The 16,263-nt window shown below is 69.0% G+C and carries 13 protein-coding genes and 2 tRNA genes; 12 read left to right on the forward strand and 3 right to left on the reverse strand.

Annotated features, from left to right (window positions below; all coding sequences use genetic code 11):
* On the reverse strand, window positions 1–485 hold a 485-nt coding region (locus ABF401_RS01905), incomplete at its 3' end, for an NAD(P)H-binding protein (protein ID WP_353507842.1).
* Between the two features lie 112 nt (window positions 486–597).
* On the opposite strand from ABF401_RS01905, the gene ABF401_RS01910 reads away from it, so the two are divergent.
* The 6 genes from ABF401_RS01910 (at window position 598) to ABF401_RS01935 (ending at window position 7,782) form a co-directional block, all read left to right on the forward strand.
* Window positions 598–1,362 (forward strand): TetR/AcrR family transcriptional regulator, encoded by a 765-nt coding sequence (locus tag ABF401_RS01910; protein ID WP_353507843.1) that lies wholly within the window; start codon window positions 598–600, stop codon window positions 1,360–1,362.
* Window positions 1,363–1,859: 497 nt separating this feature from the next.
* A complete protein-coding gene (dnaN, locus tag ABF401_RS01915; RefSeq protein WP_353507844.1) occupies window positions 1,860–2,987 on the forward strand; it encodes a DNA polymerase III subunit beta in 1,128 nt (375 codons plus the stop codon).
* Window positions 2,988–3,136: 149 nt separating this feature from the next.
* On the forward strand, window positions 3,137–4,270 hold the full coding sequence (gene gnd, locus ABF401_RS01920; RefSeq protein WP_502908178.1) for a phosphogluconate dehydrogenase (NAD(+)-dependent, decarboxylating): 1,134 nt from the start codon (window positions 3,137–3,139) through the stop codon (window positions 4,268–4,270).
* A 6-nt stretch (window positions 4,271–4,276) separates the two neighbouring features.
* On the forward strand, window positions 4,277–5,605 hold the full coding sequence (gene recF / locus ABF401_RS01925; protein WP_353507845.1) for a DNA replication/repair protein RecF: 1,329 nt from the start codon (window positions 4,277–4,279) through the stop codon (window positions 5,603–5,605).
* Entirely contained in the window at window positions 5,598–6,149 is a 552-nt protein-coding gene (locus ABF401_RS01930; protein ID WP_353507846.1) for a DciA family protein, read from the forward strand. The genes recF and ABF401_RS01930 overlap by 8 nt, the downstream gene beginning before the upstream one ends.
* Before the next feature lie 142 nt (window positions 6,150–6,291).
* Window positions 6,292–7,782 (forward strand): protealysin inhibitor emfourin, encoded by a 1,491-nt coding sequence (locus tag ABF401_RS01935; protein WP_353507847.1) that lies wholly within the window; start codon window positions 6,292–6,294, stop codon window positions 7,780–7,782.
* Window positions 7,783–7,841: 59 nt separating this feature from the next.
* Here ABF401_RS01935 and ABF401_RS01940 read toward each other — a convergent pair whose 3' ends face one another.
* Both ABF401_RS01940 and ABF401_RS01945 read right to left on the reverse strand, forming a co-directional pair.
* Window positions 7,842–9,149 carry a hypothetical protein gene (locus tag ABF401_RS01940; RefSeq protein ID WP_353507848.1) on the reverse strand — a complete coding sequence of 436 codons (1,308 nt, stop codon included), beginning with the start codon at window positions 9,147–9,149 and terminating at the stop codon, window positions 7,842–7,844.
* The gene (locus ABF401_RS01945; RefSeq protein WP_353507849.1) at window positions 9,146–9,655 is read right to left on the reverse strand and encodes a SigE family RNA polymerase sigma factor; all 510 of its coding nucleotides are present in this window, start codon (window positions 9,653–9,655) and stop codon (window positions 9,146–9,148) included. The genes ABF401_RS01940 and ABF401_RS01945 overlap by 4 nt, the downstream gene beginning before the upstream one ends.
* A gap of 389 nt (window positions 9,656–10,044) precedes the next feature.
* Between ABF401_RS01945 and gyrB the strand changes: the two genes are divergently transcribed.
* From gyrB to ABF401_RS01975, 6 genes are all read left to right on the forward strand, one after another.
* A complete protein-coding gene (gene gyrB / locus ABF401_RS01950; RefSeq protein WP_353507850.1) occupies window positions 10,045–12,156 on the forward strand; it encodes a DNA topoisomerase (ATP-hydrolyzing) subunit B in 2,112 nt (703 codons plus the stop codon).
* A gap of 145 nt (window positions 12,157–12,301) precedes the next feature.
* Complete coding sequence (gene gyrA, locus ABF401_RS01955) at window positions 12,302–14,989, forward strand: DNA gyrase subunit A (RefSeq protein ID WP_502908179.1); 2,688 nt, start codon at window positions 12,302–12,304, stop codon at window positions 14,987–14,989.
* Window positions 14,986–15,663: a DUF3566 domain-containing protein gene (locus ABF401_RS01960; protein ID WP_353507851.1), complete on the forward strand. Its 678-nt coding sequence runs from the start codon at window positions 14,986–14,988 to the stop codon at window positions 15,661–15,663. Before gyrA ends, ABF401_RS01960 begins: the two co-directional genes overlap by 4 nt.
* 156 nt (window positions 15,664–15,819) lie before the next feature.
* Window positions 15,820–15,896 (forward strand) — tRNA-Ile (locus tag ABF401_RS01965).
* Window positions 15,897–15,922: 26 nt separating this feature from the next.
* Window positions 15,923–16,141 (forward strand): DLW-39 family protein, encoded by a 219-nt coding sequence (locus ABF401_RS01970; RefSeq protein WP_353507852.1) that lies wholly within the window; start codon window positions 15,923–15,925, stop codon window positions 16,139–16,141.
* Window positions 16,142–16,170: 29 nt separating this feature from the next.
* Window positions 16,171–16,246: transfer RNA gene (locus ABF401_RS01975), tRNA-Ala, on the forward strand.
* Window positions 16,247–16,263 lie beyond the last annotated feature (17 nt).

A 16,263-nucleotide genomic window follows, 5' to 3' on the forward strand; every position in this document is an offset into this window, starting at 1 on the left:
CTGGAGCGCAGCTCGGTCGCACGGATCCGCCCGGCGTCGTGCAGGGCGAGTGCGTCAGCCCACATCTGGGCGCGCAGCCGGCCCTTGTGCCCGGCGGGCCGCATCGGCTGGTCCTCCGTCATCGGGCCCTCGACGCGGCCGTAGCCGTAGAGGTTGCCGATGATGACAAGTCCGGCGCCGGACGTCTCGGCGGCCGAGAGCAGCGCCGCGGCAACGGGTGGCCAGTCGGTGTCCCAGGTCGTGTAGCTGGGCGGGTTGAGCGCGTTGATGATGCTCGTGGCTCCGGACGCGAGGGAGACGAGACGGCTCTCGTCCCTGACGTCGGCCGCGACGACCCGCACGGCATCTGGATCGGTGGTCTCCCACGGGCGGTCGGTCACCCGGCCCGAGCGGGACACGATGGTGACGGTGTGGCCGAGGGCGACGAGCTCGGCGGTGGTGGCGCGGCCGACGCCGCCGGCGCCGAGGACGAGGTGGTGGGACATGATGAACCCTCTCAATAAGTGAGCACTGCTCTCGAATCCAGTATGCGCCCGCCGAACAGAGATATCAAGAGCAGTGCTCACATATTTCTCAGGACTGTGGCAGGCTGGCGACATGGGTGTACGTCAGGAGCGCCGGGCGGCGATCGAGGCAGACATCATCCGGGTAGCCCGCCAACACCTGGCGACGTACGGCGCGGCCGGGCTCAGCCTCCGATCCGTCGCCAAGGAGCTCGGCATGGTCTCCTCCGGTATCTACCGGTATGTCGCGAGCCGCGACGACCTGCTGACGCGCCTCATCGTCAGGGCCTACACGTCGCTGGCCGAGGCGGCCGCTTCCGCCCACTCGGCCGTTCCAGCGGAGGACCTCGACGGGCGGTGGAATGCGATCGGTCGCGCCATGCGGGAGTGGGCCCTGGCCAACCCGCACGACTTCGCCTTGATCTACGGGTCACCGGTGCCCGACTATGCCGCACCGGGGGAGCTGACCATCGGGCCCGGCACTGCCGTCCAAGGCATGCTCGTCCGTCTGCTCGACGACGCGGCGCGCGCTGGACGCCTGCCGGACCCTGCCCCCGACGGCCTTCCCGGCCGTGCAGTCGGCGACCTGCTCACCGACGACCTGTTTGCCGGGCTCGAGGTTGATGCCCAGTCCTTGGCCCGTGGACTCTCCGCCTGGACCCTGCTCTTGGGAGCAGTGACGAGCGAGCTCTTTCACCAGCTCGGCCCGATCGACGACCCGGGGGCGCTGTTCGAATGGCATTTGGCTCGAGCGCGTGACCTGGTGCTCCGGCCCGCGGCCGACCGGCCCCAACCATCCACAGTGCAATCCACAGCTGTGTACACAACGAGACCATCCGGTGATCCCGGTGGCGCGTAGGCCGGAATCGCTTTTCCACTGCTGTGGATAACTCTGTGGAGGGCTGTGCTCGCCGTTCTCCACAGGAGCGATGTGGACAAACCGGTGTGAAACGTCACTGGCTGCGCGTTATCCACACGCAACTGTGGACAACTGTGGACAGGAGGGCGCAGCCTGCGGAAAACAGACACCCGTCCTGTGGTCGGTGTGTGCACCGCCGTTGGGCCGTCCACAGCCCCCTCGGCGCAGGTGCCTGGTCACCCACAGCAGACCCACAGGGCGCCACGCCGCCCGGCCTGCGCTGACGTCCGTTGTCCACATCGTCCACAGCACCTACGACTATGACGAGACCCCAGACAAGGTAAGGAACCCCGAGTACAGCGGTCCGACCTCACGGGCAGCTGTGCGAAGCGCGCACCGACCGTCAGCCCTGTGGTGCACAATCACCTGCACGGGCTAATGTCTGAGCCCCCGCTGTTGTCTGACCCCTATGTCCATCGTCGCGAAGTGAGTCCGTCGTGAAGTTCCGCGTTGAGCGAGACGTTCTGGCCGAGGCAGTGACCTGGGTTGCCCGGGGCCTGCCTGCCCGGCCTCCCGTGCCGGTGCTGGCGGGCGTCATGCTCGAGGCGTTCGACGACGGCAGCCTCATGTTGTCCGCCTTCGACTACGAGGTCTCGGCGCGCATCACCGTGCCGGCTGACGTCGCGGAGGCGGGACAGGTGCTCGTCCTCGGACGTCTGCTCGCCGACATCTCTCGCAACCTGCCGGCCAGGCCGGTCGACGTCAGCACGGACGGCGCCAAGGTCAACGTGACGTGTGGGTCCTCGCGGTTCAGCCTGCGCGAGATGCCGGTCAGTGACTACCCCACCCTGCCCGCCGCCCCGGCGGCGAGCGGGACCATTGCCGGGGACCTGTTCACGCAGGCCGTCGCTCAGGTGGCGGTCGCCGCCGACCGCGGCGACACCCTGCCGATCCTCACCGGCGTGCGCATGGAGATCGACGGCGACAAGGTCGTGCTTCTCGCCACCGACCGTTACCGCCTCGCGATGCGGGAGCTGACCTGGACGCCCGCGACCCCGGACGCCAACCACGTCGCCCTGATCCCGGCGAGGCAGCTCTCCGAGACCGCCAAGGCGCTGGGTGCGTCCGGCTCGGTCGAGCTCGCTTTCGGAGGGGGCGGGGACGGGCTCATCGGCTTCGAGGCCGGTCAGCGCCAGGCCACGACCCGCCTGCTCGACGGTGAGTACCCCAAGGTCACCTCGATCTTCCCCACCTCCGTGGACACCGAGGCGATCATCGAGACCGCTGCGCTCGAGGAGGCCGTCAAACGCGTCGCACTCGTGGCCGAGCGGAACACTCCGGTCCTGCTCAAGTTCACCGACGGGCAGGTCGCGATCGAGGCCGGCACCGGGGATGACGCCCAGGCGAGCGAGGCCGTCGAGGCGATCCTCCACGGCCCCGAGATCCAGATCGCGTTCAACCCGCAGTACCTCCTCGACGGCCTGCACGCGGTGGGCCAGCCCTGGAGCCGTCTCTCCTTCACCCAGCCGAGCAGGCCGGCGGTCCTCACGGGACAGCCCGAGGCCGAGAGCGAGACCAACTCGTCGTACCGCTACGTCCTCATGCCGGTGCGGTTCGCCAGCTGACCCCAGGGCGGGCGGACTGCTGCTGGCGTCGGAAGCGAGCCCAGCGGCATACGACACAGGCAGGTTTGGGTAGGTGACCCGGGAACGACACCTGGCGGTGGCGGCGACTACCCTCACAGCATCAGGGCCCCGGATGGAAGGCACTCGATATGCAGCTCGGTCTCATCGGTCTCGGCAGGATGGGCGGCAACATGCGCGAGCGGCTCCGCGGCGCCGGCCACGAGGTCATCGGCTACGACCGCAACCCAGACGTGTCCGACGTCCCGGCGCTCGATGCGATGGTCGAGGCCTTGGCCGCGCCGCGCGTCGTGTGGGTCATGGTCCCATCTGGTGACCCGACCCGAGACACCGTTGCCCGGCTGGCCGAGCTGCTCGAGGCCGACGACCTCGTCATCGACGGCGGCAACTCGAGGTTCACCGACGACTTCGAGAACGCCAAGCTCTTGGCTGACAAGGGGATCGGCTACGTCGACTGCGGTGTCTCAGGTGGGGTCTGGGGACTGGAGAACGGCTATGGCCTCATGTGCGGTGGCGACGACAAGTGGGTGGAGCGGGCCATGCCGATCTTCGACGCGCTGCGGCCCGAGGGGCCACGCGAGGAGGGCTTCGTCCACGCGGGCGAGGTGGGGGCCGGGCACTACGCCAAGATGGTCCACAACGGCATCGAGTACGGCCTCATGCACGCCTACGCGGAGGGCTACGAGCTGCTCGAGGCGAAGGACATCGTCACGGACGTGGTGGGCACCTTCAAGGCATGGAGCCGTGGGACGGTGGTGCGCTCCTGGCTGCTCGACCTCATGGTCGACGCCCTCGAGGAGAAGCCCCATCTCAAGGACGTGTCCGACTACACCCATGACTCGGGTGAGGGCCGCTGGACCGTCGAGGAGGCCCTCGCCCTGGGTGTCCCGATGCCGGTCATCTCGGCGTCCCTCTTCGCTCGCTTCGCCTCTCGACAGGAGACGTCGCCCGCGATGCAGGCGGTCGCCGCGCTGCGTGGCCAGTTCGGCGGGCACCAGGTCATGACGATCGCCGAGGGTGACGCGCTGCGCGAGGGCAAGGTTCCGCCGGAGCCGAGCAAGCGCGAGAAGGTGTCGCACGACGTGCGCTCCTTCGAGGCCAAGGGCGATGCCAGCTCCAGGGCATTCGAGAAGGCGTCCCAGGCCAACGTCGATGCGGCGCAGGACGCCGTCGACAAGGGCGCCCCGCCCGCGACGGAGCCGACGGACCAGGCGCACACGGAGCTCGGCACAGAGCGCTCGAAACGCTCGAAGCACCCCGACTGAGCGGGCGTGCACGTCAGACACCTGACCCTGAAGGACTTCCGCAGCTATCCCAGCGCCGATGTCGCACTGTCTCCCGGAGTCACGACGCTCATCGGGTTGAACGGCCAGGGCAAGACGAACCTCGTCGAGGCGATCGGCTATCTCGCGACGCTCGGGTCGCACCGGGTGGCAACGGACCAGCCACTCGTCCGGTTCGGTGCCAGTCAGGCCATCATTCGCGGTGCCATCGTGCGCGACGGGCGCGAGACGATGGTCGAGCTCGAGATCACCCCGGGTCGATCGAACCGAGCGCGGCTCGGGCGCGCCCCGGTCGCCCGGCCGCGCGATGTCCTCGGCACCGTGCGCACCGTCCTGTTCGCGCCCGAGGACCTGGCCCTCGTCAAGGGGGATCCCTCCGAGCGACGGCGCTTCCTCGACGAGCTGCTCGTCCAGCGCCAGCCCCGCTGGGCCGGCGTCCGGTCCGACTACGACAAGATCCTCCGGCAGCGCAATGCCCTGCTGAAGTCCGCGGCACCGGTGCTGCGCCGGTCCGGTCGGAGATCGGGAGGCCCGCGTCCGGGCGAGCCGCCGATCGAGGAGGCGCGGGACTCGGCGCTGCACACCCTCGACGTGTGGAGCGAGCACCTCTCGACGGTCGGTGCCCAGCTGCTCTACGCCCGCCTCCGACTGCTGCGCGACCTGCTGCCCGACCTGGGGGCGAGCTACGACGCCGTGTCGGCCAGCAACGCCCGGGCGACGGCCCGGTACAAGAGCTCGCTCCACGAGGAGGTCTCCGCCCACGTCACCGAGCGCATCGCCGCAGGGGAGGTGCCCGAGATCGACCAGCTCCGGCAGACGATGCTCGACAGCCTCGCCGCGCTTCGGGCGGCAGAGATCGAGCGAGGCGTGAGCCTCGTCGGTCCCCATCGTGACGACGTCGTCCTCACCCTCGGCGACCTCCCGGCCAAGGGCTACGCCAGCCATGGTGAGTCGTGGAGCTTCGCCCTCGGGCTCAAGCTCGCGGCGTACCGGCTGCTCGCCCGCGACCTCGGCGACGACCCCGTGCTCGTCCTCGACGACGTCTTCGCAGAGCTGGACTCCGGTCGCCGCGAGCGGTTGGCCGAGCTCATCGGCGACTGCGAGCAGGTGCTCATCACGGCGGCGGTTGGCGCGGACGTGCCGGTCCGGCTGCGCCAGCAGGGGCAGACCTTCCAGGTCGAGCTCGGCCAGTTGCTGCCGGCGTCGCCCCAGGCGTCGATACAGGTGTCGTCGTTCGTGCCGCAGGAGGTCCCGCAAGACGTCCCGCAAGACGTGCCGCTCGGATCCTCGGCGCGGGATGATGTGAGCGATGCCTGACGAGCTCGATCCCGCGCAGCCGCTGGAGCCACCGGGCGATGACACCCGCATGGCCGATGCCGCCTCCGCCGCGCTGGCCCGGGCCCGGGCGGCCGCGCGTGATCGTGGCTTGCGGCCCGGGATGAAGCCGCGCCGGCGACTGCGTCCCGACGGCGACCAGACGAGGTCCGGCGCCGGCCGCGATGGCCGGGACCCGACGCTGCTCGGCGAGCAGCTCGATCGGCTCCTGATCGACCGTGGCTGGAAGGTCGATGTCGCAGTCGGGTCGGTCATGGGGCGGTGGGCCGAGATCGTCGGGCCGGACATCGCGGCCCACGTGGAGCCGGTCACCTTCACCGAAGGGGTTCTCACCGTCCGCGCCGACTCCACGGCCTGGGCCACCCAGATGAAGCTGCTGGCATCGTCGGTACTGGCCCGCGTGGAGGAGGAGATCGGGGCGGGTGCGGTCAGCAAGCTCAAGGTGCTCGGCCCTGCCTCACCCACCTGGTCCCGGGGCCGGCACCGCTCCCCGGACTCCCGGGGTCCGCGCGACACCTACGGCTGACCCCGCAACACACCGAGCAGTCGCCAAGCGCCGGCGGTTATTTCCGGGCCCCATTGGCGACTGCTCGGTGTGTTGCGGGTGGAGGGGTGGAAAGCTCGTGCCTCGGCAGGCCGCTGTCGGTGATTCGGCGCAGGATGGGGCCATGGACCCTGCGACCCGGTGCTCGATCGTCCCGCCCTTCATGCTCGAGGCCCTGGCGCAGAGCGACGACCCCGTCGTCGCCGAGGCGGCCAGCGATGCCCTGGCCCATGACGAGCACTTCCGCTACTCGCGCCGGGCCGGTGGGCGGCTCGCCGCGCCGAGGCACGACGTCAACGAGCCCGGCCCGCCCGTTCCGACCCCGCCAGCACCAGCACCGCCGACCGAGCCCGAGCCAACCGAGCCGGGCCCCCCGACTCCCCCGGGGCCGAAACGGACCATCGGTGATGCCAAGGGCCGGCGCACCACCCCGGGCGAGACGGTGCGTGCCGAGGGCGACCCAGCCACGGGCGATCCCGCAGTGGACGAGGCCTACGAGGGACTCGGCGCGACCTGGGACCTGTGGTCAGCGGCATACGACCGAAACTCCCTGGACGGCAAGGGCATGCCGCTGCTCGGGACCGTCCACTACGGCGAGAAGTACGACAACGCGTTCTGGGACGGCCGGCAGATGGTGTTCGGCGACGGCGACGGGGTCGTCTTCGACCGGTTCACCAAGTCCCTCGACGTCATCGGCCACGAGCTCGCACACGGGGTCACCGAGCACACGGCGGGGCTGCTCTACCAAGGGCAGCCGGGCGCGCTCAACGAGTCGATCTCGGACGTCTTCGGGGTGCTCGTCAAGCAGTTCACCATGGGCCAGACGGCGGCAGAGGCGGACTGGCTGGTCGGCGCTGAGCTGCTCCTGCCCGGTGTCCACGGTCGGGCGCTGCGCGACATGCATCATCCCGGCACGGCCTACGACGACCCCAATCTGGGCAAGGATCCGCAGCCGGCGCACATGGACGACTACGTCGTGACGGACAGCGACTTCGGCGGCGTGCACATCAACTCCGGTATCCCCAACCGCGCCTTCGTCCTCGCCGCGCTCGCCATCGGTGGTCACGCCTGGGAGGACGCCGGCGCGCTCTGGTACGCGGCGCTCACGGGCGAGGGGATTCGCGCGGACTGCGACTTCGCCACCTTCGCCGGGCTCACCATCGCGGCGGCGGCGGACCGGCACGGCTACGGCTCCGTCCAGCACTCCGCTGTGCGCGCCGCCTGGGAGGAGGTCGGTTTGGCTGTGCCCGGGGAGGAGCCCGCGCCCGCACCGGCCCAGGAGGAGGCCCCCGGCCCGCCCAGCGGTCCGGCACACGGCGAGGTCCCCGGCGTGGACGCGGAGCTGCTCGTCCGTCGCACCGGTGGTTTCACGGGGCTGGTCCGCGAGCGCCGGGTCGCGATCGGTGACCTGCCGGAGCGCGATGCCCGCGACTGGCAGCACCTCCTGGCCGCGCCGACGCTCCAACAGATTGCCGCGATCCCGAGCGGTGACCACCCCGACGCGTTCTGCTACGACGTCGCGTGCGCGCAGGTCGACGTGGACGTCACCGTGGCGGAGCCGCATCTGCCGGAGGCGATCCACCAGCTCTTCGAGCGCACCCTCTCGGACCGCTGAGCAGATCATTCCGTATGCCGCTGAGCTCGCCCGGTGCCCCCGGCGGGCTCACGGTCGGCTCAGTTCTCCGACAGGACGTACGGCGGGTGGTCAGCGGGGTCGTAGGGCCCTGGGTTCGGCGCGACGGCCGGTGCGACAACCTCGCACGATCCTTCGAGCGTGCAGGTGGACAGCGCCCACCTGCCCTGGCCCGTGGAGTGCTGCACGGTGAGCTTGCCGCTCGTCCCATCCATCGCGAACGACTGGCCGGACGCGACCTGGAGCACGACCGCCGCGTCGTCGGTCCGGATGACGACGACGGGTTGGTAGCGGAACGTGCCGTCCGGGTTGAGCCATTCGTGGCCCACCCCGTCCACGTGCCCGAGAGCCAGCAGGTAGGAGCCGTCCCGCGAGAAGGCCGTGATGCGGAGCGGGTGACACAGGCGCCACAACGGTCGCAGCTCCTGCAGGTCCCACAGCTCCTGACACTGCTGCTCCGACTGCTTGAGACCAGGCGGGGTGACCAGGGCGAGCTGTCGCGCCGCGTTGACGGCGGCGATCTTGGCGTCGAGGCCGGTCGTCGTGGTGCCTGTGACGTCCCACTTCACCGAGGCGAACCGGTTGTTGCGCTCGGCTGCATAGGCCGTCGTTCCGATGAGACCAACGGCCTCGTAGCCGCCCGGCGCGCCGTCGACCGCGCAGTCGCAGCTCGCGGCCGAGAGGTGGTTGAGGCGCTTGCCGGTGGCGTCGTAGTAGCCCAGGTCCCCCGCCTCGTCCGAGGCGAGGAAGTGCGTGCCGTCGTCCGAGACCTTCGCCGTGGAAACAGCGGCGAGACGCTTGAGCTCCCTGCCGCCGGCGTCGAACACGAACAGCACCGGTTGGAAGTCGACCTGGCCGCCAACGAGGATGCCCCCGTCGGCAAGGCGTGCAACGAAGGTCGCCGTACCCACGTCAGGCAGGCGAACGGTGCGGCTGCCATCACGGAGCTTGCCGTCGACGACGTAGGCGACCGGGCTGCTTCCCGTCACGCGGCCGGTGGTCGGATCGGCGATGACGGAGCCGTCGGCGCCCTTCGCCGTGATCGTCGGGGTCGTCTGCGGCTTCGGTGAGCTGGTCGTCGGCGATGGGCTCGGAACCGGCACGGTGAAGACGACCGTTGGGCTCTGGGTCGCCGGGATCTGGCTGGCGCGGCTCGATCCGAGCAGGTTCCACCCGATCGGGACGGCAACCGCGATGGCCAGCGCCCCGGCCGCGACGGCGGTCGTCAGCTGCCGGCGGCGGTTGACCCGGTCGCGGGCGATGGCACGCTCGGCGAGGTCCCCTGTGACGTGCACGCCCTGCCCGCGTTCGTCGAACACGGCCTTGAGCCGGGGGTCCGGGCTGCTCATGCTGGGGCCTCGCTCATCTTCAGACGCATGGCCGCCAAGGCGCGGCTCGTGTGGCTCTTGACGGTTCCGAGGGAGCAGCCGAGGATCTGAGCGGTCTGCGCCTCGGTCAGGTCCTCGTAGTAGCGCAGCACGAGCACCGCCCGCTGCTGCCGTGGCAGGGCCTGCACGTGCCGCCACAGGTCGAGCGACTCGGCGGCGTCGACCGCCGCGGGTGGTGCCGGAGGGTCGTGCACCTCGAGGACGTGGCTGGAGGCCGAATCCGCGCGGCGCACGATCCGGCGCCAGCGGCTGTTGCGCTCGTTGATGAGGATCCGGCGCACATAGGCGTCCGGTTGCTCCACCCCGCGCACCCGCTCCCAGTTGCGGTAACACTTCGCCAAGGCGTTCTGGAGCAGGTCCTCGGCCGCGTCCCGGTCCCCGGTGAGCAGATAGGCAAGGCGCGCCAGGGCCTGCTCGCGGGCCTTGACGTAATCAGTGAAGTCGGCCGTTCGAGCCGCGTCGTCCATGAGCGCTCCCCTGTTCTGGCGCACCACGGTTGTGGAGGTCACACCCCTTCCAACCCCGCGAGGTGGTCAACAGGTTGTCACGCAGCGCTGCGGATGTCGCCCGAGTTGGCCCCACCCCGCAACACGCCCGGATATCGTCTGCTCACCCCTGTGGCAACAGGGTCGAGCACTGCATTACCGGGCGTGTTGCGTTGTTTGATGGATCGGCCACTGGGCCGCTGGGAGGGCCGGTCGTGATCCTCCCCCCGGAATCCGGGGTCTTCGGGCGGGAAAATGGCCGTCCCGGGCCGCTGAGGGGCACTTTCTGCTCCCGCGGACCCGTTAGAATAGCGGGGTAGCGGCTCGGCGTGGACGTCGAGCCGCCCGCATGAAGTTCTACGAGGAGAGACGTGTCAGACGCCGCGGAGACGACGACAGCCGACAGCACCAACCACCCACTCGTCGACAATCGTCCCAACGGGGTCGACTATGACGCCAGCGCGATCACCGTGCTCGAGGGCCTCGAGGCCGTGCGCAAGCGCCCCGGCATGTACATCGGCTCGACCGGTGAGCGGGGCCTGCACCACCTCGTCTACGAGATCGTCGACAACTCCGTCGACGAGGCGCTCGCCGGCTACGCCGACACCATCGACGTCACGCTCCTCGCTGACGGTGGCGTCCGGGTCAAGGACAACGGTCGCGGCATCCCGACCGACATCCATCCGGTGGAGAGGATCAGCGCCGTCGAGCTCGTGCTGACCCAGCTGCACGCCGGGGGGAAGTTCGGTGGCGGTGGCTACAAGGTCTCCGGTGGCCTGCACGGCGTCGGGTCCTCCGTCGTCAACGCGCTGTCGAAGACCCTCAAGGTCGCGGTGCGGCAGAAGGGCTACGTCCACCGGATGAGCTTCACCATGGGCGTGCCAGACGGTCCCCTCCGCCAGGAGGAGGCGACCGACGAGACCGGCACGACGATCACCTTCTGGCCCAACCCGGACATCTTCGAGTCGGTCCACTTCGACTTCGAGACGCTGCGGGCCCGGTTCCAGCAGTACGCGTTCCTCAACAAGGGCCTGACCATCAACCTCGTCGACGAGCGCATCGACCAGACCGAGGACGACGCGCTCGACCTCGACGGGGCGTCTGACGACGTGACCGACGTCGTCGAGGAGGGCGACAACGGGCACGACGTCCCCGAGGCCGAGAAGCGGACGCTCAAGGCCAAGAAGGTGTCGTACCGCTACGACGGGGGCCTCATCGACTACGTCCACCACCTCAACTCCTCCAAGCGGAGCGAGCCGGTGCACCCAGAGGTCATCTCGATCGAGGTCGAGGACAAGGCCCGGTCGATGTCGCTGGAGCTGGCCATGCAGTGGACCAGCGCCTACAGCGAGTCGGTGCACACCTACGCCAACACCATCAACACGCACGAGGGCGGCACCCACGAGGAGGGGTTCCGGGCGGCGATGACCAAGCTCATCAACGACTTCGCCCGTCGACAGAACCTGCTCAAGGACAAGGACGAGAACCTCACCGGCGACGACGTGCGCGAGGGCCTCACGGCAGTGATCTCGGTCAAGCTCGGCGAGCCGCAGTTCGAGGGGCAGACCAAGACGAAGCTCGGCAACTCGAAGGTGAAGGGCTTTGTCCAGCGTGCCGTCACGGACGAGTTGGGCGACTGGCTCGAGCGGCACCCGAACGAGGGCAAGGACATCGTCCGCAAGTCGATCCAGGCCGCGGCTGCGCGGATGGCGGCCCGGAAGGCTCGCGAGGCGACCCGGCGCAAGGGCCTGCTCGAGTCCGGCGGGCTGCCCGGCAAGCTCAAGGACTGCCAGAGCAAGGACCCGAGCATCTCCGAGGTGTTCATCGTCGAGGGCGACTCGGCCGGCGGCTCGGCGACCCAGGCGCGCAACCCCTACACCCAGGCGATCCTGCCCATCCGAGGCAAGATCCTCAACGTCGAGAAGGCGCGGATCGACAAGATCCTCGCGAACCACGAGGTCCAGGCCCTGATCTCGGCGTTCGGCACGGGCATCGGCGAGGACTTCGACCTCAGCAGGGCCCGCTACCACAAGATCATCCTCATGGCCGACGCCGACGTCGACGGCATGCACATCCGGACGCTGCTGCTGACGCTTCTCTTCCGGTTCATGCGCCCCCTCATCGAGGCCGGCTACGTCTACCTGGCCCAGCCGCCCCTGTTCCGGCTCCGGTGGAGCAACGCACCGCACCAGTTCGCCTACTCCGACCGCGAGCGCGACGGCCTCAGGGAGCTCGGTGAGGCCAAGGGCTGGCGGCTGCCGAAGGACAACCCGATCCAGCGCTACAAGGGCCTCGGCGAGATGAACTACGGCGAGCTCGGGGAGACGACCATGGACCCGGAGACCCGGACCCTGCTCCAGGTGACCCTCGACGATGCCGCCAAGGCCGACGAGGTCTTCGCGGTGCTCATGGGCGAGGACGTCGAGTCCCGACGGACCTTCATCCAGAAGAACGCGCGGGACGTGAACTTCCTCGACATTTAGACCCAACCGTCGAGTGTGCAGTTCCTGCGCTGGGTGCCCAAGGGAACGCAAGTGCGGTAGGGCAGGAACTGCGCACTCGACGAGAGGCGAGCCCAGCGGCATACGGCCAATTGGTTGAAACCAACGGAACGACAAGGGAACTGACGTGAGTGACGATCTGCCCCCCATCGACGGCAACGAACCTCCTGAGGAGGACTTCAGCCACGAGCAGGGCACGGCGCCCGTCGCGCGGGAGCCCGGCCAGCACGACCGGGTCGAGCCGATCGACCTCAACACCGAGATGCAGCGCTCGTACATCGAGTACGCCATGTCGGTCATCGTGTCGCGTGCGCTGCCGGACGTCCGCGACGGGCTCAAGCCGGTGCACCGGCGCATCGTCTACGCGATGTACGACGGGGGCTACCGGCCCGACCGCGGCTACAACAAGTGCGCGCGTGTCGTCGGCGACGTCATGGGTCACTACCACCCGCACGGTGACTCGGCGATCTATGACGCACTCGTCCGGCTCGTGCAGGACTGGTCGATGCGCTACCCGCTCGTCGACGGCCAGGGCAACTTCGGGTCGCGCGGCAACGACGGTGCGGCAGCGGCGCGGTACACCGAGTGCCGGATGGCCCAGATCGCCATGGAGATGGTGCGGGACATCGAGCAGGACACCGTCGACTTCGTCCCGAACTATGACGGCAAGACGATGCAACCGTCCGTCCTGCCCAGTCGCTTCCCCAACCTGCTCGTCAACGGCTCCGCCGGCATCGCGGTCGGCATGGCGACGCAGATCCCGCCGCACAACCTGCGGGAGGTGGCCGAGGGGGCGCAGTACTACCTGCGCAACCCGTACATCTCACGTGAGGAGCTGCTCGAGGCCCTCCTCGGGATCATCAAGGGTCCCGACTTCCCGACGGGCTCGCTCATCATGGGTCACCGCGGCATCGAGGACGCCTATCGCACGGGGCGTGGCTCGATCATCATGCGGGCCGTCGTCAACGTCGAGGAGATCAGGAACCGGCAGTGCCTCGTCGTCACCGAGCTGCCCTACCAGGTCAACCCGGACCAGCTCGCGGTCAAGATCGCCGACCTCGTCAAGGACGGCAAGGTCGGCGGCATCGCCGACATCGCGGATGAGACGTCAGGGCGCACCGGCCTGCGGATCGTCATCACGCTCAAGCGTGACGCCGTTGCCAAGGTGGTGCTCAACAACCTCTACAAGCACACCCAGCTGCAGACGAACTTCGGCGCGAACATGCTCGCGCTCGTCGACGACGTGCCGCGGACGCTGCCGCTCGACGGCTTCATCCGCCACTGGGTCGAGCACCAGATCGAGGTCATCAGGCGGCGCACCGAGTTCCGGCTGCGCAAGGCCGAGGCCGAGATCCACCTGTTGCGCGGCTACCTCAAGGCCCTCGACATGCTCGACGAGGTCATCGCGCTGATCCGTGGGTCGCGCACCGTCGAGGAGGCCCGAGACGGCCTGATCGGCCTGCTCGACATCGACGCCGACCAGGCGCAGGCGATCCTCAACATGCAGCTGCGCCGACTCGCCGCCCTGGAGCGGGAGCGGATCCAGCAGCAGCACGACGAGCTCCAGGCCCTCATCGACGAGTACCGCGCGATCCTCGCCTCGGTCGACCGCCAGCGCCAGATCGTGTCCGAGGAGCTGCAGGCGATCGTCGACAAGTACGGCGACGACCGGCGCACGGAGATCGTCCCCTTCGACGGCGACATGTCGATGGAGGACCTCATCCCCGAAGAGGACGTCGTCGTCACGATCACGCGAGGTGGCTACGCCAAGCGGACGCGGACCGACCTCTACCGGTCCCAGCGCCGCGGCGGCAAGGGCGTCAAGGGTGCCCAGCTGCGCGGGGAGGATGTCGTCGAGCACTTCTTCACGACGACGACGCACCACTGGCTGCTCTTCTTCACCAACCTCGGCCGGGTCTACCGGGCCAAGGCGTATGAGCTGCCGGAGGGCAGTCGAGACAGCAAGGGCCAGCACGTGGCCAACCTGCTCGCGTTCCAGCCGGGCGAGCAGATCGCGCAGGTCCTCGCGATCCAGGACTACGAGGCGGCCGACTACCTCGTGCTGGCGACGCGGGCCGGCCTCGTCAAGAAGACGCGGCTGCGCGACTACGACTCGAACCGCTCCGGAGGGCTGATCGCGATCAACCTCCGCGATGGCGACGAGCTCGTCGGGGCCCGCCTCGTGGCTCCGGCGGACGACCTGCTCCTCGTGTCGCGCAAGGGAATGTCGGTGCGCTTCACGGCGACCGACTCGGCCCTGCGGCCGATGGGGCGGTCGACCTCCGGTGTGACGGGGATGCGTTTCAAGGGCGATGACACCCTCCTGTCGATGTCGCGGGTGCCCGAGGGGGCGCAGATCGACGTCTTCGTCGTCTTCGAGAACGGCCTCGCCAAGCGGACCGCAGTGTCCGAGTATCGAGTGCAGGGCCGCGGTGGGTACGGGATCCAGGTGGCGAAGCTGTCCGAGAAGGGTGGTGATCTCGTCGGGGCCCTCACCGTGACGGCCAACGACGAGGTCATGGTGGTCATGGAGAAGGGCAAGATCGTCCGCTCCCGGGTCGACGAGGTCCGCCACACGAGCCGCAGCACTCAGGGCGTCAAGTTCGCGACGCCGGACCCCGGCGACTCGATCGTCGCTGTGGCACGCAACGCGGAGTCCGTCTCCGAGGAGGAGCTGGAGGAGGTCGGCGACCTCGAAGGCACCGCACCGACGGCGCCGATCGTTACGGTTCCGAGCACCGATGGCGTACCGTCGGACAAAAGCGAGCAGGGGACGACCCAGTCGTCGGACGGCGACAGTGGAGGTGACGAATGAGCACGCCCAGCTCTGAGGGCTACGGCACGAGCGGATACGGCGGCTCGGGCCCCACGGGGACGTCGACCGGGTCGGGCACCTCGAGTGGGTACTCGGGTGACTACTACGGCAACTCATCAGGCTACGGCTCGGGCTCCACGTCGGGACCCGGGGAGGCCACGCTGTCACGAGGGGCGATCACCTCCCGCACTGGGCCGATCCGTCCCGTGGGCGCCCAGCCAACCGCGAGGTCGACGCCTGCCGCGAGTCCTTCCCCGACGCAGACCTCCGCGACGCGGACCAGGGAGGGGAGTCGCAAGTCGAAGGGCCCGCGCCGGGTCCGGCTGGCCGTCGCGCGGGTCGACCCGTGGTCGGTGATGAAGTTGAGCTTCCTGCTCTCCGTCGCCATCGGCATCGCCGGGGTCATCCTCACCGCCGTGCTGTGGATGATCCTGTCGACGATGAACGTCTTCGCCGACATCGAGGGCGTCCTCCAGTCGCTCCAGACGGCCGGGGGTGCCGACAACTTCTCGATCCTCGACTACGTCGGGTTCGGTCGGGTCGTGTCCCTCTCGATCGTCATCGGCGTCATCGACGTCATCCTCATGACGGCCATCGCCACGGTCATGGCCTTCCTCTACAACATCTGCTCGGCGCTCGTCGGCGGCATCCAGCTGACCCTCACCGACGACTGAGCCGTGCTGGTTCCGGGCGTGCGCGCGGGTGCCGGCACAGCGGCATACGGCATGGGTCTGGCCGTTTTGGTGGTCCCGTGGCGCATCCGGTAACGTTTGCCCTCGCGTCAGGGATTCGGACTCCGCGTGCGACCCTGTCTGCCAGAGGGTGACGATGGGCCTATAGCTCAGACGGTTAGAGCGCTTCCCTGATAAGGAAGAGGTCGGAGGTTCAAGTCCTCCTAGGCCCACCATCACCAGCCGTCACGAGAGGAACAGCATGATCAAGCGTCTTGCCCTCATCGGCGCAGCCGTGGCCGGCATTGTCTTCGTTCGCAACAAGGTCCGTCAGCAGCAGGCCGAGCAGGACCTGTGGAACCAGGCCACCGACGACGTGGCTGCCGAGACTCCTCCTGCCTCGCCGGCTCCGACGCCCGCCGCACCTGCCCCAGCACCGGCTCCGGCCGCTGACACGGACACGACTGCGGCAACGTCCTGACAAACCCCCGGGGCCTGGTCGCCCCACACGGGGCCATGGCGCAATTGGTAGCGCACCTGCTTTGCAAGCAGGGGGTTAGGGGTTCGAGTCCCCTTGGCTCCACCACAGGTCAGAGGCCCTTT

The organism is Intrasporangium sp., assembly GCF_040414665.1.
Taxonomy (GTDB): domain Bacteria; phylum Actinomycetota; class Actinomycetes; order Actinomycetales; family Dermatophilaceae; genus Intrasporangium.